The 24,195-nt window shown below is 62.7% G+C and carries 24 protein-coding genes; 9 read left to right on the top strand and 15 right to left on the bottom strand.

Going from position 1 to position 24,195, the window contains the following annotated elements; all coding sequences use genetic code 11:
• The first annotated feature begins 22 nt into the window (after positions 1-22).
• Positions 23-1,240: an MFS transporter gene (locus AWB80_RS23020; RefSeq protein WP_244206674.1), complete on the top strand. Its 1,218-nt coding sequence runs from the start codon at positions 23-25 to the stop codon at positions 1,238-1,240.
• Positions 1,241-1,251: 11 nt separating this feature from the next.
• Here the strand turns inward: AWB80_RS23020 and AWB80_RS23015 are convergent, their stop codons facing one another.
• The 5 genes from AWB80_RS23015 to AWB80_RS22995 all read right to left on the bottom strand — a co-directional run bounded on the left by AWB80_RS23015 (position 1,252) and on the right by AWB80_RS22995 (position 6,624).
• The gene (locus AWB80_RS23015) at positions 1,252-1,770 is read right to left on the bottom strand and encodes a GNAT family N-acetyltransferase (RefSeq protein ID WP_061176954.1); all 519 of its coding nucleotides are present in this window, start codon (positions 1,768-1,770) and stop codon (positions 1,252-1,254) included.
• A gap of 101 nt (positions 1,771-1,871) precedes the next feature.
• Entirely contained in the window at positions 1,872-2,867 is a 996-nt protein-coding gene (locus tag AWB80_RS23010) for an MDR family oxidoreductase (RefSeq protein ID WP_061176953.1), read from the bottom strand.
• Between the two features lie 41 nt (positions 2,868-2,908).
• Positions 2,909-3,724 (bottom strand): enoyl-CoA hydratase/isomerase family protein, encoded by an 816-nt coding sequence (locus AWB80_RS23005; protein WP_061176952.1) that lies wholly within the window; start codon positions 3,722-3,724, stop codon positions 2,909-2,911.
• 20 nt (positions 3,725-3,744) lie between these two features.
• Positions 3,745-5,220: a class I adenylate-forming enzyme family protein gene (locus AWB80_RS23000; RefSeq protein WP_061176951.1), complete on the bottom strand. Its 1,476-nt coding sequence runs from the start codon at positions 5,218-5,220 to the stop codon at positions 3,745-3,747.
• Positions 5,221-5,265: 45 nt separating this feature from the next.
• A complete protein-coding gene (locus AWB80_RS22995; RefSeq protein ID WP_160147472.1) occupies positions 5,266-6,624 on the bottom strand; it encodes a TIGR00366 family protein in 1,359 nt (452 codons plus the stop codon).
• Positions 6,625-6,844: 220 nt separating this feature from the next.
• On the opposite strand from AWB80_RS22995, the gene AWB80_RS22990 reads away from it, so the two are divergent.
• The 3 genes from AWB80_RS22990 to AWB80_RS22980 are packed head-to-tail and all read left to right on the top strand — an operon-like array spanning position 6,845 to position 9,220.
• On the top strand, positions 6,845-8,071 hold the full coding sequence (locus AWB80_RS22990; RefSeq protein ID WP_087131531.1) for an MFS transporter: 1,227 nt from the start codon (positions 6,845-6,847) through the stop codon (positions 8,069-8,071).
• A gap of 34 nt (positions 8,072-8,105) precedes the next feature.
• Positions 8,106-8,717: a TetR/AcrR family transcriptional regulator gene (locus AWB80_RS22985; protein ID WP_208635677.1), complete on the top strand. Its 612-nt coding sequence runs from the start codon at positions 8,106-8,108 to the stop codon at positions 8,715-8,717.
• Positions 8,718-8,773: 56 nt separating this feature from the next.
• Positions 8,774-9,220: a MaoC family dehydratase gene (locus AWB80_RS22980; RefSeq protein ID WP_061176949.1), complete on the top strand. Its 447-nt coding sequence runs from the start codon at positions 8,774-8,776 to the stop codon at positions 9,218-9,220.
• A 59-nt stretch (positions 9,221-9,279) separates the two neighbouring features.
• Here AWB80_RS22980 and AWB80_RS22975 read toward each other — a convergent pair whose 3' ends face one another.
• Positions 9,280-9,645, bottom strand: a complete 366-nt coding sequence (locus AWB80_RS22975) for a winged helix-turn-helix transcriptional regulator (protein WP_061176948.1) — start codon at positions 9,643-9,645, stop codon at positions 9,280-9,282.
• A gap of 158 nt (positions 9,646-9,803) precedes the next feature.
• On the opposite strand from AWB80_RS22975, the gene AWB80_RS22970 reads away from it, so the two are divergent.
• Entirely contained in the window at positions 9,804-10,796 is a 993-nt protein-coding gene (locus AWB80_RS22970; protein ID WP_061176947.1) for a zinc-dependent alcohol dehydrogenase family protein, read from the top strand.
• A gap of 71 nt (positions 10,797-10,867) precedes the next feature.
• Here the strand turns inward: AWB80_RS22970 and AWB80_RS22965 are convergent, their stop codons facing one another.
• From AWB80_RS22965 to AWB80_RS22950, 4 genes are all read right to left on the bottom strand, one after another.
• Positions 10,868-11,566: an RNA polymerase sigma factor gene (locus AWB80_RS22965; protein WP_061176946.1), complete on the bottom strand. Its 699-nt coding sequence runs from the start codon at positions 11,564-11,566 to the stop codon at positions 10,868-10,870.
• A gap of 7 nt (positions 11,567-11,573) precedes the next feature.
• Positions 11,574-11,915, bottom strand: coding sequence for a cupredoxin domain-containing protein (locus AWB80_RS22960; RefSeq protein WP_087131546.1), 342 nt, complete (start codon positions 11,913-11,915; stop codon positions 11,574-11,576).
• Positions 11,881-12,414, bottom strand: coding sequence for a DUF4142 domain-containing protein (locus AWB80_RS22955; protein WP_061176945.1), 534 nt, complete (start codon positions 12,412-12,414; stop codon positions 11,881-11,883). The genes AWB80_RS22960 and AWB80_RS22955 overlap by 35 nt, the downstream gene beginning before the upstream one ends.
• A gap of 146 nt (positions 12,415-12,560) precedes the next feature.
• A complete protein-coding gene (locus tag AWB80_RS22950) occupies positions 12,561-13,502 on the bottom strand; it encodes a dienelactone hydrolase family protein (protein WP_061176944.1) in 942 nt (313 codons plus the stop codon).
• A gap of 187 nt (positions 13,503-13,689) precedes the next feature.
• Here AWB80_RS22950 and AWB80_RS22945 point away from each other — a divergent pair, with 187 nt between their 5' ends.
• The gene (locus tag AWB80_RS22945; protein ID WP_061176943.1) at positions 13,690-14,061 is read left to right on the top strand and encodes a YciI family protein; all 372 of its coding nucleotides are present in this window, start codon (positions 13,690-13,692) and stop codon (positions 14,059-14,061) included.
• A gap of 143 nt (positions 14,062-14,204) precedes the next feature.
• Here the strand turns inward: AWB80_RS22945 and AWB80_RS22940 are convergent, their stop codons facing one another.
• The 4 genes from AWB80_RS22940 to AWB80_RS22925 all read right to left on the bottom strand — a co-directional run bounded on the left by AWB80_RS22940 (position 14,205) and on the right by AWB80_RS22925 (position 17,348).
• A complete protein-coding gene (locus tag AWB80_RS22940; RefSeq protein ID WP_035500266.1) occupies positions 14,205-14,534 on the bottom strand; it encodes a ribbon-helix-helix domain-containing protein in 330 nt (109 codons plus the stop codon).
• An 87-nt stretch (positions 14,535-14,621) separates the two neighbouring features.
• The gene (locus AWB80_RS22935; protein WP_061176942.1) at positions 14,622-16,205 is read right to left on the bottom strand and encodes a GMC family oxidoreductase; all 1,584 of its coding nucleotides are present in this window, start codon (positions 16,203-16,205) and stop codon (positions 14,622-14,624) included.
• A gap of 36 nt (positions 16,206-16,241) precedes the next feature.
• Positions 16,242-16,886: a twin-arginine translocation signal domain-containing protein gene (locus tag AWB80_RS22930; protein WP_061176941.1), complete on the bottom strand. Its 645-nt coding sequence runs from the start codon at positions 16,884-16,886 to the stop codon at positions 16,242-16,244.
• A 63-nt stretch (positions 16,887-16,949) separates the two neighbouring features.
• Entirely contained in the window at positions 16,950-17,348 is a 399-nt protein-coding gene (locus AWB80_RS22925; protein WP_061176940.1) for a VOC family protein, read from the bottom strand.
• A gap of 301 nt (positions 17,349-17,649) precedes the next feature.
• Here AWB80_RS22925 and AWB80_RS22920 point away from each other — a divergent pair, with 301 nt between their 5' ends.
• From AWB80_RS22920 to AWB80_RS22910, 3 genes are read left to right on the top strand one after another with little or no spacing between them, the layout of a single operon-like run.
• A complete protein-coding gene (locus AWB80_RS22920) occupies positions 17,650-18,936 on the top strand; it encodes an MFS transporter (protein WP_061177047.1) in 1,287 nt (428 codons plus the stop codon).
• A gap of 24 nt (positions 18,937-18,960) precedes the next feature.
• Positions 18,961-21,375, top strand: a complete 2,415-nt coding sequence (locus AWB80_RS22915) for a glycoside hydrolase family 31 protein (protein WP_061176939.1) — start codon at positions 18,961-18,963, stop codon at positions 21,373-21,375.
• Positions 21,376-21,395: 20 nt separating this feature from the next.
• A complete protein-coding gene (locus AWB80_RS22910) occupies positions 21,396-22,580 on the top strand; it encodes a porin (RefSeq protein WP_061176938.1) in 1,185 nt (394 codons plus the stop codon).
• Positions 22,581-22,631: 51 nt separating this feature from the next.
• On the opposite strand, the gene AWB80_RS22905 is transcribed toward AWB80_RS22910, so the two are convergent.
• Positions 22,632-24,194, bottom strand: coding sequence for a glycerol-3-phosphate dehydrogenase/oxidase (locus AWB80_RS22905; protein WP_061176937.1), 1,563 nt, complete (start codon positions 24,192-24,194; stop codon positions 22,632-22,634).
• Position 24,195 lies beyond the last annotated feature (1 nt).

Here is a 24,195-nt window from a genome sequence, read left to right as displayed (position 1 = left end):
GCAATGCACTGGCGTACGGCGAATGCTCGCCGAGCGCGTCGGGCCCGTGACGGTCATCTCGCTCGCGCAGTTGTTCGGCACCTCGCTGTGGTTCAGCGCGAACGGCGCCGCCTCTGAAATCACGCGCGCGTGGCACGCCACCGCCGCCGATATCGGCTGGCTGACGAGCGCGGTGCAGGCCGGCTTCATCCTCGGCACGCTGACGATGTCGCTGAGCGGCGGCGCCGACCGCTTTCGCGCGAGTTCCATCTTCATATGGAGCGCCCTTTTCGGGGCTGTCTTCAATGCGATGTTCGCGCTCCTCGCCACGGGAATCGTCTCCGGCGCGATATGCCGGTTTCTCGTCGGCATCTGTCTGGCCGGCATCTATCCGATGGGCATGAAGCTGGTCGTCAGCTGGGTGCCGGAGAAAACCGGTCCGGCGCTGGCCCAGCTCGTCGCGATGCTGACGCTGGGCTCGGGACTTCCGCACGCGCTGAAAGTGGCAGGCACCGATTTGCCGTGGCAGGGCATCATCGTGGCGTCTTCGATGCTGGCGCTGCTGGCCGGCCTCCTGATCTTCCTTCTCGGCGACGGGCCACATGCACGAAGCAAATCCCATCGCACTCACAAGAGCACGGCATCCCCATCATCCGGCGTGTTCGGCGCACTCCAACGCCCTGATTTTCGCGGCGCGGCGCTGGGCTATTTCGGCCACATGTGGGAGCTCTATGCGTTCTGGACGCTGGTGCCGCTTTACATTGCACGGTCTTCGCTGGCGGACGGCATTCACGCAGGCGGCGTGTCCGGTCTGTCGTTTTTTATCTTCGCGGCCGGCTCGGCCGGTTGTCTCGCCGGCGGCATGCTCTCCCGGAGAATCGGCAGTGCAGGTGTCGCCGCGGGCGCGCTGGCGATATCGGGTACGTGCTGTGTGCTGTTCGCCCTGATGTGGCGCGATGCAGGCGCCCCGCTGCTGTTTGTTCTGCTGCTCGTGTGGGGCGCCGCCGTGGTCGCGGACTCGCCGCAGTTTTCCGCGCTCTCCGCCAGGGCCTGTCCGCCCGAACTCGTGGGAAGCGCGCTGGCGATTCAGAACTCGATCGGCTTCGCCATCACGGTCGTATCGATTTCGGCGGCAACTGCGCTGTTCGAAAGAGTCGGGCTCGACTCGGCATGGCTGCTCGTGATCGGCCCGATCGCCGGCCTGACGGGATTCGCCCCAGTTCTCAGGCGGCAGATGAGAGGCAAAACATCGAAAGCGTAGCCGGCGCGACGTCAGGCGTCGTCCGGCTTCTCGCGGTCATCCAGAATCAGTTGCAGAAACGTGAGATCGAGCCACACGCCGAACTTCATACCGACCTGCGGCAACTGGCCCACGTGCTGGAAGCCGAGCTTCTCGTGCAAACGAATGGAGCCCTTGTTGCCCGACTCGATTGCGGCGACCATGACGTGCTTGCCAATGCGGCGCGCGCGCTCCAGCAGCGCGAGCATCAGCGCCTCGCCAATGCCCTTGCCGCGCTGACCGGCGTGCACGTAGACCGAGTGCTCGACGGTATGCCGGTAACCGTCGAACGCTCGCCAGTCGCCGAACGACGCATAGCCGAGGACCTGGCCGTTTTCATCGACTGAAACCAGGACCGGATAGCCCTGCTTCTGGCGCTCGGCCAGCCATTGCGTGCGGTTGGCTACATCGACGAGCTTGTCGTTCCAGATCGCCGTCGTGTGCTGCACGGCGTCGTTATAGATCGAGGTGATGACCGGGAGGTCGTCCAGGCCTGCATCGCGGATAGGCATCGTTCGAATCCGTATTTCATAGTTGACCAGTGTCCACTATAGTATCCGAACAAAAACCACGCGCCAATGGGATGGACTCTGCCCGGGCGTCGCGCTCCATATCAATTGACGTCGACCAGAACCCGCCCTCTGAGCTGGCCCGCCAGCATCGCCTCGGCCGCCGCGCCCACTTCCTCGAGGCGCACGGTTTGCGCGGTGATGCCGTCGAGCAGCGTGGCCGGCAGGTCGATGACGATGCGGTTCCATGCCTTGACGCGATCTTTCGATGGCAGCATCACCGAATCCACGCCAATCAGCCGGACGCCGCGCAGGATGAACGGCATGACGGTGGTCGGCAAGTCTGCGCCGCCGGCAAGGCCACACGCGGCAACCACGCCGTTGTAGTTCATCTCGGCGAGGACGCGGGCGAGCACCTTCGAGCCGACGGTGTCGATCGCCCCGGCCCATTTCTGCGCTTCGAGCGCGCGCGGCGGATCGGCCCACTGCGGACCATCGACGAACGCCGTCGCGCCGAGGCCCTTGACGTATTCGTGCTTCTCTTCGTTGCCGGTCAGCGCGCACACTTCGTAGCCGAGCTTGCTCAACACGGCGACGGCGACGCTGCCCACGCCACCCGCCGCGCCGGTCACGAGCACCGGACCGCTCGCCGGCGTGATGCCCGCGCCTTCGAGCGCATTCACGCACAGCATGCCGGTAAAGCCGGCGGTGCCGATCATCATCGCCTGGCGGGTCGTGAGTCCTTCCGGCAGCGGCACCAGCCATTCGCCGCGCACGCGCTGATACTGGCTGTAGCCGCCCCAGTACTTCTCGCCCACGCTCCAGCCGGTGAGCACGACCTTCTGCCCCACGCGCAGATTCGGATTCGACGTTTCGACCACTTCTCCGGAGAAGTCGATACCCGGCACGAGCGGCCAGGTCTTGACGATCTTTCCCTTGCCGGTAACAGCCAGCGCGTCCTTGAAGTTGATCGTCGAGTATTCGATCTTCACCAGCGTGTCTTCACCCGGCAGCGCGTCGAAGCTCAGCTTCTCGATCGCGGCCTTGGTCTTCCTGTCTTCCTCGCGCAGCATCATTGCATTGAACGTCTGTCCGGACATTACGTGCTCTCCAGTTGATGAGATGGTTTGGTATAGAAGCATTAGCCTTCGAAGCGGCGGTCGCGCCAGCGGATGGCTTCGCGCATGCCTTGCGCGCGCGCGACTTCCATGAACGCCTTTTTGTCGGGCGACACCGCCGTCTCGACGGCATGGTCGATATCGAGCGCGTGCTTGAGCGTCTCCTTCATGCCGCGCGCCTCGAAGCTGTGATTGATCGCACGCTTGGTTTCGCGCACCAGGTTCGGGTCGATGACGCACATCGTGCGAGCGATCCGCAGCGCTTCGTTCAGATGCTCGCCGTCCTCGACGACGCGATTGACGAACCCGAGCTCGGCGCCCTTCTCCGCCGTGACATGGTCGAGGCCGGTCAGGATGATTTCCTTGGCCTGCTTGGGATTGGTCATCCACGGCAGCAGCATGGTGACGATGCCCGCGCCGAACTTGAGCTCCGGCTCGCCGAAGATCGCCGAGCGCGCGGCGACGGTGATATCGCAGGCGAGCACGATCTCGAACGCGCCCGCGAGACAGGCGCCGTGGACCGCGGCGATGGTCGGCTTCGGGCAGTCCCAGAAACGCATGGTCGTATCGAAGTCGCGGTCGAGGATTTCGCGCCACACAGCCGCGCCTTCCGGACGCGCTTCCATCTGTTCCTTCAAATCGAAGCCCGACGAGAACGCTTTTCCCTCACCGACGACGACGATGGCGCGAACGCCTTGATCGGCTTCCGCCCGGTCCATGACCGCGTTGATTTCCTGCAGCGACTTCTTGCCCAGCGCGTTCAGGCGCTCGGGCCGGTTCAGCGTGACGATCGCGATCGAGTCTTTGACTTCATACTTCAGCGTGGTGAATTCGGACATCGGGTGTCTCCGGTTCGGGTTCAGGAACGGCCGGCAAGCGGTGCGAGCGTGCCGCCCGAAATCATGTTGCGCAGCTCGCGCCGGTCCGCCTTGCCGGTCCGCCCGATCGGGAGGGCATCGGCGATATAGATGAAGTCCGGCATCTTGAAGCGGTCGAGCCTGCTCGAAAGAAACGCGCGCAGCGTGTCCGCTTCGATCGCGCAGCCACGGTTCGGGACGATCAGCGCGTGAATGCGCTCGCCAAGAATGTCATCGGGCGCGCCTACGACCATGCAATCGCAAACGGCCTCGTGCTGCTTCAGCGCGCGCTCGACTTCCATCGGCGTCACCTTGTTGCCGCCGCGCGATATCAGCTCCTTCGAGCGGCCCATCAGACGTACCTGGCCATCCACATCGAGCTGGGCGAGATCGCCTGATCTGAACCATCCGTCGGAGAATGCGGCTTGCGTGAGGCCGGGTTCATCGAGGTAGCCGGACATCAGGAAGGGACTTCTGATCTGCAATTCGCCGATGGCTCCCTGTTCGCATGGCGCGCCCAGTTCATCCACGACGCGGAACTGCACGTTGCTCGACGGCAAGCCCAACGAGTGAGGATTGGCCTCTCGATCCGGAGGGAACTGGAAGAAGTCACACGTCGACGTCTCGGTGAGACCGAAGATATTCACGAGATCGGTATCCGGAAAGAGCTGGGCGACCTGCGTCGCGAGCTGTTCGCTCAACTGCTCGCCGCCGGTCAGGATCTGGCGAAGCGTCGGGCATGCGGCGGTCAGGCCGTCGGCGTCCTGTGCCCGAACGGCGAGCATGGCGCGCAACATGGTCGGCACCACACCGACGCGATGAATCCGCTCGTTGCGCAATTGTTCGAGCAGAAGCGCCGGAACGAACTTCTGCGGCAACACGATGGTTCCGCCTCCGATCAGCGTCAGCAGGCTCGACCAGATGCCGAAGCTGAACGTGATGTTCAGCAGTTGCAGCGTGCGTTCGTTCCTGCGGAAGTGGATCATCGCGTCGATGGCGCGCAGCTTGCCGTTGAAGGCGTCGTGGCCGATCACGACGCCCTTCGGAACGCCGGTCGATCCGGACGTGAAGATGATCATCGCGGCGCGATCGAGTTGAGCGCGCGCGTCCGGCGGCGTCTCGCCTATCAGGGTGACGACATCGGAATCCGCCACATCGACCGCGAGCCGCGCCCGGCTTCTGCCTTGCACACTGTCGATCACGCTTGCAGGCGACGTGCGATGTAGCGGCACCACCACGCCGCCCGCGAGCCACACGCCGAGAAAACCGGCGAGGTCCGCGGGATGACTGGAAACGAGCACGTGCACCGGTTCGTCGGGACGGCAATCGTGCGCGATGAGCGCGCGCTCGACATCCATTGCGCGTTCAAGCAACGCGTCGTACGTCAGCTTCGTTTCAGCCGCTTCGATCGCGACGGCCGCGCCATGCTTTCGGCATGCGGCCGCCAGAATGAAGCCAAGGTTATTCATGTCGTCCATGAGCTTTCAGTGAGACCAAAGGGTGCGAAAGGTTGAAAGAGCCGCTTACAGCAGAAGGAGCGTGCCTCCCATCACCGCCAGCATGACGAAGAAGATGATGACAGTGAAGCCCATCACGCGGCCCATGCCCACGCCTGCAATCGCGAGCAGCGGAATGACCCACATCGGCTGCACCATGTCGGCCACACCTTCGCCGAGCGCGACGGCAATCGCGACCGCGTGTTGCGAGACCCCGAGATGCTGCGCCGCGGGCACGACGAAAGGCGCCTGAACGATCCAGTGTCCGCCCGCACTCGGCACGAACATGCTGATGAGCACCGACGAGACGAAGGTCCAGAACGGCAGCGTGTGCGTGGTGGAAAAGCTGATGAACCATTTCGCCATTTCGTCGGCGAGGCCCGTCACCGTCATGACGCCCATGATGCCGCCGTAGATAGGAAACTGGAGCAGCACCGGACCGGCGACGCGCGCGGCATTATTGATCGCGGTGAGATAGGCGCGCGGCGTCCAGTGTGTCACCAGACCAAGGATCAGAAAGATCATGACGAGCATGTTCAGGTCCATGGTGAACTTGCCGGCCATGACTTTCATCACGATATAGCCCAGGCCCAGCGCAACGAGAATCAGGTTAAGTACCCATCCGTTGTCGAGCCACGCGGCGAAGGTCTTCACGCGCGCGTCCGACACATCGACGGTATCTTCCGCGATGAGTTTCGCCGGGTCCGCCGCGATGGTTTCGTTGTCGTGCGGCTTCATCATGCGGAACACGAGCGGAACCAGCACGGCAAGCACGACGACGGGCACGTAGTTCAACGGCGACAGCAGAAAGTCCCGCATCGGCAGCACCGATCCTGTCATCTTTTCGATGATGTTCAGCGGCGAGCCCTTCGTCGCGCTCAGCAAGGCGATGGAACTCGAAAGACCGCACGGGTAGAACGACCAGCCTGCGTAGGCGGCCGCGACAAGCCACGCGAAATCCACGCGCACCCGCTTGGCGATCTCGCGGGCGAACAGCGCGGAGACGACCAGACCGACAGCCCAGTTCAGCAGGCCGCTGACCATCGAGACAAAAAAGGTCAGCGTCATCGCGCCGACGGCGGTCGTTGGATACGACGCGACCTTTCTGAGCAGCATCGATACAGGCTTCGAAGTCGACAACGCGTGTCCCGTGACGAGTGTCAATGCGACCAGAAACGCGAAGCTCGCGATCTTGAATACACCGTCATACCAGCTGGTCACGACCGTGCCGATATCGCCATGCGGCGCGAGGGCAACCGCAAGCACGCATGTCAGCAACGTCAGCAAGACAGCGATGACGAACGGGTCCGGCATCACCTTCTCGACGAGCACCACGCAAACGCGTGTGAATCCGCGTAGCCCGTAGGATCGCACGGGTCTGTTCATCGACGTCGCTGCTCCTGCGTTCACCTTTTCCATTGCTCATGTCTCCGTTTGTCTGATGCGTTTCATGTCGCTCAGTCTTGTGGCGAGGTACTAGACGACCGGTCAGTTATGGACGTTATAGCCCCTAGTTGACTGGTCGTCTACAAAAACCTATAGTGGTTGCGGGAAAGTACTGACGCGGCTCGACAGGCAATCGACGTGACCTTTGAGGAGACTTCAAGTGAGCACTGGGCTGGGCGCAGATCGAGCGGAAGTGCTGGCAGCGTCACGCGCCAATCGGGCGATAGCGGTGATCGCGCTCGCGCAACTGTTCGGCACATCGCTGTGGTTCAGCGCGAACGCGGCCATGCATGACCTGCAGGTGTCGTGGCACCTCACTGCATCGGGAATGGGATGGCTCACGAACTCCGTGCAGGCTGGGTTCATCGTCGGTACCTTGATCTCCGCGTTCACGGGAATCGCGGACCGGCTGCCGACGAGCCGCGTCTTCGCCGCCTGCGGTTTGCTCGGCGCGGTGCTGAATGCGCTCTTCGCGTTGTGCAGTTCGGGCTTCGCATCGGCGGTGGTGTTCCGCTTCGGCGTCGGCGTCGCGCTGGCCGGCATCTACCCGCTAGGCATGAAGCTGCTCGTGACGTGGGCGCCCGCGCGGGCCGCGCAGACGCTCGCATGGCTCGTCGCCATGCTGACGCTCGGTACGGCTTCGGTGCACGCGATACGCGGCGCGTTCGATACCGTGCCGTGGCAGACCGTGGTGCTCACGTCGTCGCTGCTGGCCTTGATCGGCTCAGCGATGGTGCTGACGCTCGGCGAGGGACCGTACGCGCGCCGGACACAGTCGAACGCCGGCGTGAGCAACGCGCGCTCGGTGTTTCGTTCGCGGGAGTTTCGCGCTGCGGCTTTCGGATACTTCGGTCACATGTGGGAGCTTTACGCGTTCTGGACACTCGTGCCGTTGCTGGTCGGTCATGCGTTGCATGCGGGCACGACAGCATCCACACGCGACATTGCGTTGTGGTCCTTCGCGGTCATCGGTATCGGCGCGCTGGGCTGTGTCGCGGGTGGCGCTTTCAGCAAGCGATTCGGCAGTGCGCGCACGGCGTTCATCGCGCTCCTCGTGTCGGGATCGATCTGCCTGCTGTATCCGTTTTTTGCCGACAGAACGGCCGTGTATGCGCAACTCGCGGTGCTGCTCTTCTGGGGCATGAGCGTGGTCGCCGATTCGCCGCAGTTTTCCGCGCTGTCCGTGCGCGCCTGTCCGCCCGAACTGGTCGGCGGTGCGCTGACGATTCAGAATAGCCTCGGTTTCTTCATCTCGGCCTGTTCGATCTTCTCGGCGACGAGTGTGTATCACGCGCTGGGCGCGTGGAGTTCTCTGCTCCTGCTTCCGGGCCCGCTGTTCGGTCTAATCGCAATGAGCCCGCTTTTGAAGAAACAGCCGCGCTGGTAGAACGCGGCTCAATCATCCGAAGGACGTCACATCAATGGCAACGATTTCAAACAAGAAAGAGGGTGGTCGCCGGTCCGAGCTGATCCGGCTCGGGGTCGCGATCCTGACCGAGAAGGGTTTCCACAACTTCTCGCTAGATGAACTCGTCGCGCTCGCGGGCGTGCCAAAAGGTTCGTTTCACTATTACTTCAACAACAAGGACGCCTATTGCCTCGAAGTCATTCAGGCTTATCACGAGTACTTCGCCAAGAAGCTCGACATGCATCTGAAAGACGCGAGCCTCTCCCCACTCGAACGCATCAAGGCGTTCACGGAAGATGCCGCGATCGGCATGCAGCGGCACAAGTTCAAGCGCGGTTGCCTCGTGGGCAATCTGAGCCAGGAACTGGCCGCACTGGACGAGACCTTCCGCAAGGCCCTCATGGACGTTCTGCAGGACTGGCGTCGACGGATCCGCGAGTGTCTGGAGGAAGGCAAGGCAAGTGGCGAAATTCGCGCGGATGCCGATACCGCCGCGCTTTCGCGATACTTCTGGAATGCGTGGGAAGGCGCGGTCATGTGCTCGAAGCTCGAGAAGTCGAGAGAGCCGCTCGACGATGCCAGTGCTGCATTCCTCGCGCATCTCACGCCGCCCGGCAAGCGCTGAGCGCAGTCCGGACAGCCTTGCAACAGCAATCACGTGAACAACGCCAAGGAGAAGACATGAGCGCAGACAACGGCTGGAGCAATACCCTGAACGGCATGCCCGCGGCGGGATCGAGTGCCGAGCGCTCGAAAACGATGAGCATGCGCGACATCGAACTGTTCACGGAAATCACGGGCGACCGCAATCCCCTGCACTACGACGAAGAACTCGCGAAACAGTCTCCTTTCGGCGGTTTGATCGTGCAAGGCGGCGTCACGTCCGGCATGCTCAACGCCATCGTCGCGGAAGCGTTGCCCGGGCCCGGCACCGTGTTTCTCGGCATGGAGCTCAAGTTCTCCAAGGGCGTGCTCGTAGGTGACACAGTGACCGGTCGCGTCGAAGTGAAGTCCGTACGCGAGGACAAGCCTATCTGCAGCGTCGAAGTTTCCGTTGTCAATCAAAGAGGCGAAGTCTGCCTCAGCGGCACTGCAACGACGTACACCATGCCGTTGAAGAAGGCCTGACTTTTCCGGGTTATGGCGCTCCCGCCGGCAACATCAGTCCGGAATGCGCTCACTCGCATTCAGGCCGCTCTGGCAGTCTTCTGTCGCAACCCACGCCGCTCGAGCCACCCCGCCCCCCATTCGTTGAGCTGCAACAGGATGGGGCCGATCGTGCGGCCCTCATCCGTTAAAGCATATTCGACCTTGGGGGGAACGACAGCATAGACGGTGCGCGTGATGAAGGCATCTTCCTCCAGTTCACGCAGTTGCTTCACAAGTAAGCGGGGTGTGCAGCCGGGCAAGTGCCTTTGCAGCTCATTGAATCTCATCGTGCCTTTCGTTAGCAGATAGTAAAGAACCACACCCTTCCAACGACCGTTGATCAAATTGAGCGTGGCTACTATCGCGCACGGCGGAGCTTCGTCGTATTTGCGACGCTTCGGCATCGGATCCTCCCAAACGCAGCAGTAATGGGTAGGCTGTCCACACTACCCTTTTGGGTAGTATATGTAAAAAAATGGAGTATTGCGGTTCCGGGCGCGTGGCAGAAAAATAGAACGAATGCTCAGCGATCCACGCTGAGCACACCGCAAAGGAGTGCTCCATGACCCGAGTTGTCCGTTTCCATGAATATGGCGATCCACATGTGCTGCGCATTGAAGACGTGGACGTTCCCGCACCCGCCGCAGACGAGGTTCAGATTTCCGTCAAGGCCATTGGGCTCAACCGTGCCGAAGTGATGTTTCGCACCGGCCGATATCTTCAGGAAGCAGCATTCCCGTCCCAGCTCGGCTACGAAGCCGCGGGCACCGTGAAGATGCCGGGCGCAGGCGTCACCAACTTTGCCAAAAACGACGTTGTGAGCGTCATTCCGACCCCGGACATGTCGCGTTGGCCCACCTACGGCGAAGTGATCAACATTCCCGCCAAATTCGTCGTGAAACATCCGGCGCGATTGACGTTCGAACAGGCGGCTGCATCGTGGATGCAATACGTTACCGCGTGGGGTGCGCTGGTCGCCCAGGGGAGATTGAGCGCAGACGATTTCGTCATTGTTTCGGCGGCATCCAGCAGCGTTGGCATTGCCGCGATTCAGATCGCGCGGAGCGTCGGTGCTACCGTTATCGCAACGACTCGTACCAGCGCGAAGGCTCAACCGCTTCGAGAGGCCGGTGCTCACCACGTGCTTGCCACGACAGAAGAGGACCTGGCAGCCCGCGTCAACCAGATTACGAAAGGCAAAGGGGCTCGCGTCGTGTTCGATCCAATCGGCGGGCCGGCAATCGCTCAACTCGCAAAGTGCATGTCGTTCGGTGGCATCCTTCTCGAATACGGCGCGCTGAGCACCGACGAAGGAACGTTTCCGCAGTTTGATCTGCTCGGCAAATGCCTGACCTTCAAAGGCTATCTCTACGTCGAAGTCACGAGCAATGACGATTTGCTCGAACGAGCAAAGGCCTTCATCAACGAGGGCCTCGAATCCGGCGCTCTTGCGCCTTTGATCTCCCGAACCTTTGAATTCGATCAGATCCAGGACGCAACGCGCTTCCTCGAATCGAATGAGCAAGTTGGGAAAATCGTCGTCACGGTGAACTGAACCGGTAGACAAGGTGCGGCGCAACTGCCCTGCCCCTGTACGTGGCGCCCTCCTTCGGAAACGGACCGACGCTATGCCGCACCTTCTCCGGCTATCTTCGATAGCACGGTCGCAATGATCCGATCACACTGCAAGCCGCCAAATTCGAACACATCGCGCTCAGCGAGATCGAACGCTTGCGCCAGTGACTCGCGCAGCATGCTGCGCGCGCGAAAATGCCGGCTGCGCACAGTTGCCTCCGGAATGTTCAAGCATTGCGCGGTCTCCTCGACGCTCATCTCTTCGATCGAACGCAGTACAAAGACGACGCGAAACGACTCGGGCAATCCATCGAGCTTGCGTTCGAGCAGCGCGCGAACCTCCGAGCGCGCGAGGGCTTCGTCGGGGGTATCGTCGTCGCACGTGATCATCGCTTCGACCTGTTCGGCGAAGTCAGGCGCATCCACAATTGGAATGACATTGTGACGCCGCGCCGAGCGCCGCAATCGCGCGTAGCACTCGTTGAGCACGAGTCTCGACAACCACGTGAACAGTCGAGCATCGCCGCGAAACTGGCTCATCGAGCGATACGCATGCAAATACGCGTCCTGCAAGGCATCCTCGGCATCGGCATCGTTGCGCAAGGTGGCGCGCGCGAGACGATAGAGACGCCGGTTATTCCGCCGCATCAACAATTCGAACGCGGAGCGATCCCCCGCGACGACGCGTCGCGCAATGCTCAGGTCATCGTCGCCAGCACTGGCTGTATTCGGTCGGGAGGAATCACTCATAGTGGCTTCATCGAACGTCGAGAACGGCGCGCATCGTCGGATGCAGCGAACAGAAATACGCGTATCGCCCCGCACTGCGCGGGACATAACTCCATGACGCTTCGGGCGGGATATCGTGCGAATCGAAGGTCTTTGCATCGGCGGTCGCGGTATGGGGAAACAAATCCTTGTTGACCCAGACGATGCGATCGCCCCGAACGACAGTCAATGCCGACGGCTCGAAGCGCATCTGCTCGATCACGATGACATACGTCGCAGCGCTCGACTGAGCAGGCCACGCAGACGCGCATGCGAGAAGAAGAAGCAATTGCAGATTACGCACCGCTCTTTCCCAGTTCTGACTGTACATGCCGCGCATGTTCGAGATGCGCGACGAACGCCGGCCGCACCTTGACGAGCAGCGCCTTCAGCTCCTCGTTCTTCGCGCCAGGAATCAAGGTCTTGTCGAGCGCATCGAGCACGCTTTCATGGTAGGCAACCTCGTGATCGATGTACGACCTGTCGAAGCTTGCCTCCGACAACGTCCGGAGCTTCATGAGATTCGCGTCGCCGCCCTGCTTGAGGCTCTGGCTCGTCGGATTGTCCTCAGGCGTCAGGTTGAGCTTCCTGACGAGATCAGTGGCAGCCTTGTTGACGCCGCTGTGGTCCGTGACCATCTGTTGCGCGAACGCTTTCACGTCCTTCGATTTCGTCTTCGATTCGGCGAGCTTGCCGGCGTCGATATCGACCTGATTGGCCGTTACCACAATAGCCGCGATCTGCGGATCGGTGGGTCCAGCGTTTTGTGCGTAAGGCGAGATGCTCGCGCATGCAAGCGTTGTCGCTAACACGGCATGGATGAATTTCACGTGAGGTCTCCCGGCAACAGTGGCGGATACTGGGTTAGATGCCACGTGCAGGAATCGCGTTCCGGTTGATCTGGTGCCTGTCACGCGCGCGCAGATTGGTCATCGATTGCGTCAGATGCAACTCTCGACTGGCGCCTGACCGGCTCTTATTTTCTTGCCTTTGGAAGAATCTCGGTGTGCTCCATCGATACGAGCGGCGCGACGAATTGCTGGAAGTGTGGCGACCAGATCGGTATTGACCGGTCGACATTGAACATGCCGTGGCCGTTGCTGCCAAAGGGCGGCTCGATGATCAACTGCCCCTGACCGCCTGCCGCCTGAAAGGCCGCAAACCATGTCCTGACGACTTCAGGTGAAAAGTACTGGTCGTTCTGAACGTAATGCCAGAGAACGGGAACACGGGTCGTCGATGCAAAATGCGCGATGGTGTCGGCCATCTGCTGCGGATCGCACGGCATGCCCGGATGTTTCAGCGGGTCCCCTCCTCGACCACCTGAGAAGTTGAAGACCGCAACCAATCCTTCCGGTGCATGGCTTGCGGCCGCCAGCGAAGCGAACCCGCCCGCTGACTGTCCAACCAGGACGACCCGGTTTCGATCCACCTGGGGCAAGTTCCGCGCGTACGTGACAGCCGCAAGCACGTCCTTCGCTGCCTCCGTGCCTGCATCCATGTAATCGGGGTTCCGGCAAGAGCGGATCTCCTCCTCGTCGGTGCCTCCCGTCGCCCCATAGCCACGTCGGATCGGCACGATGACGGCAAAGCCAAGACTGACGAACGTCCGTATTTGTGGCAACTTGCGAAAGCGGCCGATCTTCGGCCGATCTCTCGGATCAGGCGGACTACCATGACTCAGGACGATCAACGGAAAGGGGCCAGTGCCGTCGGGCATATAGGTGGTGGCCACGATGTCGCGTACATGATCGCCAAATGGGCCGTGCTCGTTCAGTGGAACCTTGACGATGGTTTCGTGAATGTCGAGGGCAAGAGGCTCGACCTCGTTGACCGTCGATGCACATCCGGCCACGAATCCAATCAATATGACAAGTGTCGTGAAACGGCTCAGACGAGCGATCCAGTCACGCTTCACTGCTCACCTCGATCAAGGGATGACGTCGAGGGAGCGTAGCGCGAGCCCTGCTCGAACTGCAACCCGGTGTCGCATTTCAGTCCCAAAGCGGACAGGCTGGCGAGACGCGCCACGAACTTGCTGGAGCGTTGTCGATTTCCGATCATCACATTCGTCGTCAGTGAACCCCATTCAAAAAGGATCTCCCATGAAATACCTCGGCCTGGCCTACTTCACCCCCGAAAAATTCGCCGCGATGGCTCCAGACGACATCAAGGAACTGGTGAGCCAATGCCCGGCATTGGACGAGAAGATGCGCGCTACCGGCAAGGTTCTGATTTCCGCCTCGCTTGGCGATCTGGACAAGTGGAAAACGCTGCGCCCGCGCACTGGCGAGACGCGCGTCACCGATGGGCCTTACACCGAGTCGAAGGAAGTCGTGGGTGGCCTGTTCATCATCGAGGCGGATAGCCCTGACGAGGCGTTGCGCGTCGCGTCCATGCACCCGGCTGCCACACTGGGCGAAGAAGGCGGATGGGCCGTGGAGCTTATCCCCCTGGATTTCTATCTGGCCCGGTGAGGATTTGGACGCCCTTTCTCGCGTTCTCGCCCGGCAAAATGTCTGACCAAGGCATCGCCCGATAATGGCGGGCGGCGCCTGGATACACGATTAAGCATCAATGTGCGCCGCTTGTCCCGAACCACCAGCGCGCGAGGCGCGGGCTACCCTGTTTTCAGGACGCGCAAAGCCACCGCCCCCGCCGCCTCACTCTCCGCGTTCTGCTTCGCCTCGCGCATCGACAGATAGCGCAGACAGCACACGCGCAGGAACGACGCGAAGTTGGTCGGCACTTCGCCGCGCAGCGCGATCAGCTCATCATAGAGTTTGACGGCGAACTGGCTCGTCGTCAGGTTCTCGCGCCCGGCGATTTCCTGCAGCACGTCCCAGAAGAGATTTTCCAGCCGAACCGTGGTGATCACGCCATGAATGCGCAGCGAGCGCGTGCGCGATTCATAGAGGATCGGATCGGCGTTGATATACACCCCACACATGACGATAGCCTCCGGAAACGGGCCGTCATGCTCGCGCACGACGGCCGTGAACCAAGCTACTTCCCTACGCGCAAGCCGGCAATTGCATCAAACCCTGCGTTGCTTCATCTGCTGCGCGATGTAATCCGCCTGGCGAATCGCGAGCGTGACGATCGTGAGCGTCGGATTTTCGGCGGCGCCCGTCGTGAACTGGCTGCCATCGGAGATGAACAGGTTCGCCACTTCGTGCGTCTGGCCGTGCGGATTGCAGACGCCATCGCCGGCCTTGGCGCTCATGCGCGCGGTGCCGAGATTGTGCGTCGACGGATACGGCGGCACGATATACGTCGCCTTCGCGCCCGCCGCCTCATACACCGCGCTGCCCTGCTTGAACGCGTGCTCGCGCATCGCTTCGTCGTTCGGGTGATCGTCAAAGTGGACGTTCGGCACCGGCAGGCCGTACTGATCCTTCACGCTGGTATTGAGCGTGATGCGGTTCGATTCGCGCGGCATGTCCTCGCCGACGATCCACATGCCCGCCGTGTACTGGTACTGATCCAGCGCCGACGTGAAGTTCGGGCCCCACGCGCCCGGATCGAGAAACGCAGCGTAGAACGGCAGACCGAGCGAGATCGTCTCCATGTGATAGCCGCCCGCGAAGCCGCGCTTGGGATCGAACACCGCCTCGTCCTCGATGATGCCGGCCATCGTCGTGCCCTTGTACATCTCGACCTTGTCGTTGAACACGCCGTAGACCGAACCCGTGGTGTGCCGCATATAGTTGCGCCCGAGCTGGCCGGAACCGTTCGCGAGGCCATCAGGGAATTTGCCCGACTGCGAATTGAACAGCATCCGCGGCGTCTCGATCGCATTGCCCGCCACCGCGACGACGCGCGCGCGCTGCCGTTGCAGCTTGCCGTTCGCATCGTAGTAGACGACGCCCGTCACCTTGCCGCGCGCATCGTGCTCGATCTTCACGACATGCGCCTCCGTGCGGAGCTCCATGTGGCCCGTCGCCTGCGCGCGCGGCAGCTCGGTGTAGAGCGTCGACCACTTCGCGCCCATGCGGCAGCCCTGAAAGCAGAAGCCGCGCTGGAAGCAGTGCGTGCGATCGTCGCGCACCGTGCTGTTGATCGCCATGTGGCCGGTGTTGCAATCCTTGTAACCCACCTTCGCCGCGCCCGCCGACATCACCTTGAAGTTGTTGTTGCCCGGCAAGCCCGGCAGGCCGTTCGTGCGCGTCACGCCCATCTTTTTTTCGGCGCGGTCGTAGTACGGGTCGAGGTCGGCGCGCGTGATCGGCCAGTCGAGCAGATTGGCGCCCTGCACATCGCCGTAAGTCGTCTTCGCCTTGAACTCGTGCGGCCGGATGCGCAGGCTCGCGCCCGCCCAGTGCGTGGTCGTGCCGCCGACCGTCTTGCAGACCCATGCCGGCAGATTCGGAAAGTCCTTCGCGACGCGCCACGAACCGGAGGTCGTGCGCGTGTCGAGCCACGAAAGCATCTTGAAGGCGTCCCACTCCGATGTCGAGAAATCGCCTTGCGTATGCAGCTTGCCCGCTTCGAGCACGACCACGTCGATGCCCTTTTGCGCGAGCTCGTTGGCGAGCGTGCCGCCGCCCGCACCCGATCCGATGACGACGACCACATTGCCGTCGCTGTGCTTGAACTGCACCTTGTTACCCTGATCCATGTCGGTCTCCGCTTGTCGCTTGATGGGCTCGCTTGCTCAACTGTCGGTCGGAATGGGACCGCTCGCGCCCGCGGGCGGATCGGGCAGCCACGACAGGCTGTTGAAGCCCTGATGCAGATAACCGCCATCGCCCCTCGACGCCCCGTAGCCGAAGTGCTCGTAGGCCATCGGATTGCTGTACAGCGATACGACCGCGGTGCTGCGAACCGTGTTGAAGAACGGCGTGCCCGCGAGCGCGGCGACGTCCTGCGCCTTGTCGCCGGCGGTGCGCTTGGTCCAGTCGGCGCCGGCTTTGGCGTCGAGTTGAGCGACGCCGTCGGCGAGTTGCTGACGCACGGCGGGATCGGCTTTCGCCTTGGCGTCGAGATCCTTGACGACGAGCGCGTAGACGGCGTCATCGAGCGTCGCGTGCGGATAGATCTGCCGCGTCACTTGCAGCAGCACTTCGCCCTGATGCGTGCTCAAGCCCTGCATTTCGAGCGCCCAGACGCGGCTCGGCGCGAGGCTCGCGAAAATCGACGTCGCCGCGATGGTGCCAACCAGCACGCCGGTGCCGCGCAGGAACTCACGCCGGGTCAGTGCGATCTTCGGGGGGGCGGCGGCAATTTCATCGTGATCGTGATGAGGTCCACCGTCGTGCGCGCGCCGCTGCGCGACGATCGGGATGATCGTGTCTCGCATGTCTGTCTCCTTGTGGGGCACTGCAACAGCTTATTTATGTGGTCCTGCGTGGTGCCGCTGTGACTACTCGTAATGTCCGTGACGTTCGAGCACTTCGACCTTGTAGCCGTCCGGGTCCTGAATGAAGAAGTACCGCGCGATCAGCGAGCCGTCGTCGTTCTTGAATTCGCGCACGTCATTGGGCGTGAGGCCGAGGCCGATCAGGCGCTCGCGCTCGGCTTTCACATCGGGCACGCTCACGGCGACATGACCGTAGCCGTCGCCATGCGTATAGGGCTCGGTGCGCCCCTTGTTCCAGGTGAGTTCGAGTTCGGCATGCGTTTCGTCGTTGCGCAGATAGGCGAGCGTGAAGTCCGGAAAGTCCAGCCGATGCGCGACGCCGAGGTCGAAAGCCTTCTGATAGAAATCGAGCGAGCGCTGCAGATCCTGTACGCGAATCATCGTGTGAATGAGTTTTGACATGGGCGCCTCCTCCTGATGAGAGAAGTGTAGGAAGCCGCGCGGGCAAAGGGTAATGGCGGGTTAAATCGGGCCTAGGCATTTCCCCGAGGCGCACGGTTGCGCCCTGGTCATCGTGCGCGCAAACGAACATCTATAAACAAAAACGAAATTATTTGTCGCATTCGCGATAAATATGCCCGCCGGTAGTACGATAAATGACGGTTTTCGATGACCGAATATTCGAATTCGATCATTGAGATATCCGAATATCGGGCACAGCGCGCCGCCGCTCGTCGCCCGCCAAGAACAACGGAGACTCATCTTGAAAACAGTCATCGGCTTGCGCTGGTGGATCATCGCGCTCGTCTGCGCGGGCACGATCGTCAACTATCTTTCGCGCAATGCGCTCGGCGTCATGGCCTCCGAGCTGAAAACGCTCATGAACATGAGCACGCAGCAATACTCCTACGTCGTCGCCGCGTTCCAGGTCGGCTATACGATCATGCAGCCGGTGTGCGGGCTCATCATCGACATCATCGGGCTGCGGCTCGGCTTCGCGCTGTTCGCGTGCCTCTGGTCGGCGACGGGCATCGCGCACGCGTTCGCCACGGGCTGGATGTCGCTTGCGGCGATGCGCGGGCTCATGGGCCTTTCGGAGGCCGTCGCCATTCCGGCGGGCATGAAGGTGGTCGCGGAATGGTTTCCGAATCGCGAGAAGTCGGTTGCGGTCGGCTATTTCAACGCGGGCACGTCGTTGGGTTCCCTGTTCGCGCCGCCGCTCGTTGTCTTTCTTTCGCTGCGCTACGGCTGGCAAAGCGCGTTCGTCGTCACTGGCGCGATGGGCTTCGTCTGGGCCGCGTTCTGGTACTGGCTCTATCGCGCACCGGGCGAGCATCCGCGCATCGGCGAGAAGGAGCACCGCGCGATCGTGGACGGGCAAACGCCGGTAGCGCAGCGTTCGCAGGGCAAGCGCCGCATCCGCGAAGTGCTCGGCACGCGCCGCTTCTGGGCGATCGCGCAGGCGCGCTTCTTCGCCGAACCCGCGTGGCAGACCTTCAGCTTCTGGATTCCGCTCTATCTCGCCACCGAGCGCCACATGGACCTCAAGCACATCGCGATGTTCGCGTGGCTGCCGTTCCTCGCCGCCGACCTGGGCGGGCTGTTCGGCGGCTATCTGTCGCCGTTCCTGATGAAGCGCTTTCGCCTGCCGCTCGTCGCTTCGCGCATCGCGGGCGTCGTGCTCGGCGCGTTCATGATGATCGGGCCGGCGTGCATCGGACTGGTCGCGTCGCCGTATGAAGCCATCGCGCTGTTCTGCGTCGGCGGCTTCGCGCATCAGATGATCTCCGCGCTCGTCAACACGCTCGCCGCCGATGTCTTCGAGCCCGGCGAAGTCGGCACCGCCGCCGGCTTCGCGGGCATGGCGGCGTGGATCGGCGGACTGGGCTTTTCGCTCATGGTCGGCGCGCTCGCGGATTCGATCGGCTATACGCCGCTGTTCGCCGCGCTCGGCGCGTTCGACCTGATCGGCGCGGCGCTGCTCGTCGTGCTGATGCGCGGCGTGAAAAGCGATGCGAATCCGCAAGAAACGGCGCAACGGGCCGCCTGAGATCGAATCAACCGGAGACACATCATGGCCAATTTGAAGAATCGTCCGCGTTTCGCGCTATCGGAACGAACGGACAACCGTGTCGCGCTGCGTTGCGCGGAAGGCGCGCGCATCGAACTGTTCGTTCTCGCCGACGACATCATCCGCGTACTGGTGCTGCCGCATGGCGAACTGCGCGGCCCGCGCACATGGGCGATCGCGCCCGGTCAGGAAGACGTGCCGCTCGAAGGACGCGACCGCTACGATACGAGCGGCTTCACGCCCGCGCCGTTCACGTTGTCGGAGGAGGCGGGTCAGGTCGTCATCGAAACGTCGCAAATCCGCGTGACTGTCGCGCTCGATGGCGGCTTCTGTGCGTGGCAAATCCGGCGCGACGGACGCTGGCACGACGTGATGAACGATCGCAGGACGCAGGCGTACAACTTCGGCTGGTGGGACGAGCGCGTGTATCACTATGTCGAGCGCATGCCGGATGAAATTTACGTCGGACTCGGCGAGCGCGCGGGTTCGCTCGATCGCGCGAATCAGAGCTACGAAATGCGCAATGTCGATGCAATGGGCTACAGCGCCCGCACGACCGATCCGCTCTACAAACACATTCCGTTTTACGTGACGTGGCAGCCGCAGACGTCGACGGGCTTCGGCCTCTTCTACGACACGCTCGCCGATTGCCGCTTCGACATGGGCCGCGAGCTCGACAACTATCACGGGCACTATCGGCATTTCGTCGCGGAGCATGGCGATCTCGACTACTACTTCATCGCCTCGCCCGATACGCCGCTCAACGCCGTGCGCCGCTTCACCTGGCTGACCGGACGGCCCGCATGGATGCCGAAGTGGGGCCTCGGCTACTCCGGCTCGACGATGAGCTACACCGACGCCCCCGACGCGCAACAGCGCATGGCCGAATTCATCGACCGATGCCGCGAGCACGACATTCTGTGCGACTCGTTCCATCTGTCGTCGGGCTATACGTCGATCGGCGGCAAGCGCTACGTGTTCAACTGGAATCGCGACAAGTTTCCCGATATCGATGGTTTCGTCGAAAGCTACCTGCGCGAAGGCGTGCGCCTGTGCCCGAACATCAAGCCGTGTCTGTTGCAGGATCATCCGCTGTTCGAATCGGTCGCCGATGCCGGCCTGCTGATCGAAGCGCGCGACGGCGAGCCCGCGTGGGTGCAGTTCTGGGACGAAGTGGGCGCGTATCTCGACTTCACGAATCCGCGGACCATCGACTGGTGGAAGGCGCGCGTGAAGGACAGCCTCTTGTGCCACGGCATCGCCGCGACATGGAACGACAACAACGAATTCGAGATCTGGAGTCCCGACGCGATCGCGTGCGGCTTCGGCAAGGCGTTCCCGGCACGCGAAGCCAAGGTGTTGCAGACGCAACTGATGATGCGCGCGTCGCGCGACGCGCAGCGCGAACATGCGCCCGGCGTGCGGCCGTTTCTCGTGTCGCGTTCGGGCGGCGTCGGCATGCATCGCTATGTGCAGACGTGGTCGGGCGACAACTACACGTCGTGGGAAACGCTGCGCTTCAATCTGAAGATGGGCCTCGGTCTCGCGATGTCGGGCGTCTCGAACAGCGGACATGATATCGGCGGCTTCGCGGGCCCGGCGCCGACGCCCGAGTTGCTGTCGCGCTGGGTCGCGTTCGGCATCTTCCTGCCGCGCTTTTCGATTCATTCATGGAATGACGACGGCACCGTCAACGAACCGTGGATGTATCCCGAGACCACGAACGTTATCGCCGGGCTGATCAAGTTGCGCTACCGGCTCATTCCGTATCTGTATGAACTGCTTTGGCAGTCGCATCGCGCGTACGAACCCGTGTTGCGGCCGATGTTCGCGGAGTTTCCAGACGATCCGCTTTGCCTCGCCGATGGCGACGACATGATGCTCGGCGCGTCGCTGCTCGTCGCGCCCGTCGTCGAGGCGGGCCGCACCGAGCGTGAAGTCTATCTTCCGGCAGGTGCGCGCTGGGCGTCGTACTGGAGCGGCGAAGTCTTCGACGGCGGCCAGAGCGTGACCATGCCCGCGCCGCACCATCGCCCCGTCATGCTGATTCGCGAGGGCCAGGCGATTGCGCTGAACATCGCGAAGCAGCACTTCGCGCGTCCGGCCGATGAACGCGCGTTCATCGCGTTGCCTTGCGCGGGCGTCGGCGTCGCGCGGGGCGAGTGCATCGAGGACGACGGCGACAGCGAAGCCTGGCGCGACGGCGTTCAAAGCCGCTGGGTTGTCGTTATCGAGAGTGACGCGCAATGCTTGCGCATCGCAATCGAATGGCACGGCGAGATGCCGCGCGTGCAGAACGAAGTCCGCGTGAGCGTGCCTGCAACGGATACCCGAAGTGTGATCTGCGTGACGGGCGAATTGACCGACGAGCGCACTGCCGATGGCTGGCGTCATCTCACAGTACGTCTCGTGCACTGAACCAAAGGAAACAACCAGCAATGAAGTCTTTGAATCGCGCCCGGACGCGCGCATGCGTCCTCACGTCTTTTACTCTTGCAATCGGAGCGTTGTGCGGCACGGCGTCGGCGCAAAGCAGCGTTACGTTGTATGGCGTCGTCGATAACGCGTTCGCGTATGTCAGCGATCAACGCGGGCATTCCAACGTCTACATGAGCCAGGGCAATCTGCAGGCGAGCAAGTTCGGCCTCCTCGGTAGTGAAAATCTCGGCGGCGGCACCAAAGCCATCTTCCGTCTCGAAAGCGGCTTCAATTCGCTGACGGGCGCGCAAGCGAGCGCAGGCACGATCTTCAACCGGCAAGCCTATATGGGCTTGAGCAACGACCGTTACGGCACGCTGACGCTCGGCCGCCAGTACACGCCCTACTTCAGCATGGTCGGCGCGCTCGGGCCAACAGGCGTGCTGACCGGCGCGACCGGCGCGCATCCCGGCGACGTCGATGCACTCGACACCACGCTGCGTTTCAACAACGCGGTCACGTACGCGTCGCCGGTCATCGCGGGTTTCGCGTTCAGCGCGCAGTACGGGCTTGGCGGCATGCCGGGGAGCATCGCGAGCGGCGGCAATTTCAGCGCCGCGTTGCGCTACGACTACAAGCCGGTGTCGGTCGCGGCGGGCTACGTCAAGCTGAAGGACATCGCGACGAGCCCCGCGCTCGGCACCTTCGCGATCAACTCGCCGGTGAACAACGGCTACGCGAGCGCGCAAAGCGCGCAACTGATCGCGGCGGCCGCGCGCTATGCGTACAACGATCTGATGCTCGGCCTCAACTACTCCAACGTGCAGTACGCGCCGGGCTCGCGTTCGCTCTTTGCCGATGAAGCGGTGTTCAATAGCTACGGCGCAGTCGCCACGTATCGGTTCACGCCGGCGGTGAATGTCGCGGCGGGATACAGCTACACGCGCGCAAGCAAGGCGAACGGCATCGCCGATCCGGCGCAATACCATCAGGTTTCGTTCGAGGAAACGTACAGCATGTCGGCGCGCACCACGTTCTATGCGCTGCAGGCGTATCAGCATGCGCGTGGCAAATCGCTGGTTGCTGCGGGCGGCGGCCTGGCCATTGCGAATGCCGTGGCGGTCGTCGGTGATTCGCAGAATGCGTCGCCTTCGTCGGGACCGTCGCAGTTCGTCGCGATGGTGGGCTTGAGGCACGCGTTCTGATATCAGGTTTTCTCGCCGGATCTCGTTAGCGGGTCCGGCGAAAGCCAGACCTCACGACAACATCCACGTCCGCGCGAAAGCCTCAAAACGCGCGACCTCATCGGCTTGCCACTGCACAGGTTTCCCAAGCTCTTCCGCCACGATTCTCGCGACTTCCGGCGCGGCGTCGCGCGCAGCCGCCGCATCGAGAAACAGCGCACGATTGCGCCGCGCCAGCACATCCTCGACACAACGCGCGAGTTCCGCCCGAACCGCAAAACGCGTCTGCGCCTCAGTCAAACCACTCGCCTTCACCAGCACGTTCTGTGCGCCGGGCAAACGCCCGATCCGCGCCGCATCGGAGCCGTAATAGCCGTGCTGCTCCGCCGTCGCGCCATGCAACGGCAACGACGCCGTCCGGCACGGCGCATCCGGCACCAGGCGCTTCGCCACAGCCAGATCGATGACCTGCTGCGCCATCAGCCGATACGTCGTCCACTTGCCGCCCGTCACGGTGATCATGCCCGTCGCGTTCATTTCGATCGTATGTTCGCGCGAGAGCGCCGCCGTCGAGGCCTGCCCATCGGCCTTCACGAGCGGACGAAGCCCCGCCCAGACGCTCAGGACGTCATCGCGCGTCGGCTTGACGGACAGATAATCCGACGCCGTCGCGAGAATGAAGTCGATATCCTCGTCGCTTGCGCGCGGGTCGAGCGGCAAGTCCTGACGCGGCGTATCAGTCGTGCCGACGATCGTGTGGCCGTGCCACGGCACCATGAACAGCACGCGGCCGTCTTTCGTCTTCGGCACGAGAATCGCGTCGTTGCTTTGCAGGAAGCGGCCCGGCAACGTCAGATGCACGCCCTGGCTCGGCGCCACGATCGGGCGCACGCCGGGTTCGGCCATCGCGCGGATGGAATCGACCCAGACGCCCGTCGCGTTGACGAGGCAGCGCGCGCCGATGCTGAAGCTGTCGCCCGTTTCGACATCCGTCACCGACAGCCGATGATGCCCCGCCGCGCGATCGAAGGCCACGCCGCGCACGGCCGCATTGTTGAGCGCGACGCCGCCGAGATCGAACAGCGTGCGCATCAGCGCGATGGCGAGACGCGCGTCGTCGAACTGGCCGTCGAGGTAGCGCGTGCCGCCGCGCAGCGCGTGGCCGTCGAGGCTGTCGGCGAGCATCGGCGATTTCGCGCGCGTTTGCGCGAGATTGAGGCTGCGGCTCGCGCCGAGATTCAGCGAGCCCGCGAGCCAGTCGTACATTTTCAGGCCCGCGCCGTAGACGAACTTGTCTCCGAAGCGATACGCCGGCACGACGAAGCCGAGCGCATGCACCAGATGCGGCGCGTTGCGCGCGAGCAGGCCGCGCTCGCGCAGCGCCTCGCGAACCAGCGGGATGTTGCCCTGCGCGAGATAACGCACACCGCCATGCACGAGCTTGGTGGCCTTGCTCGACGTGCCTTTGGCGAAGTCGCGCGCTTCCAGCAGCAAGGTTCGATAGCCGCGCGACGCCGCATCGACGGCCGTGCCGAGACCGCTCGCGCCGCCGCCGATCACGACGACATCGAAGAGCGGCGTCTGGTCCGCTTCGCGCAGCAGCGATGCGCGGTCCGAAGGTGTGGTGACTTGCATG

Origin of the sequence: Caballeronia pedi, assembly GCF_001544915.2 — a bacterium.
GTDB classification, from domain to species: Bacteria; Pseudomonadota; Gammaproteobacteria; order Burkholderiales; family Burkholderiaceae; genus Caballeronia; species Caballeronia pedi.
This window is presented reverse-complemented; position numbering and strand designations above follow the sequence as displayed.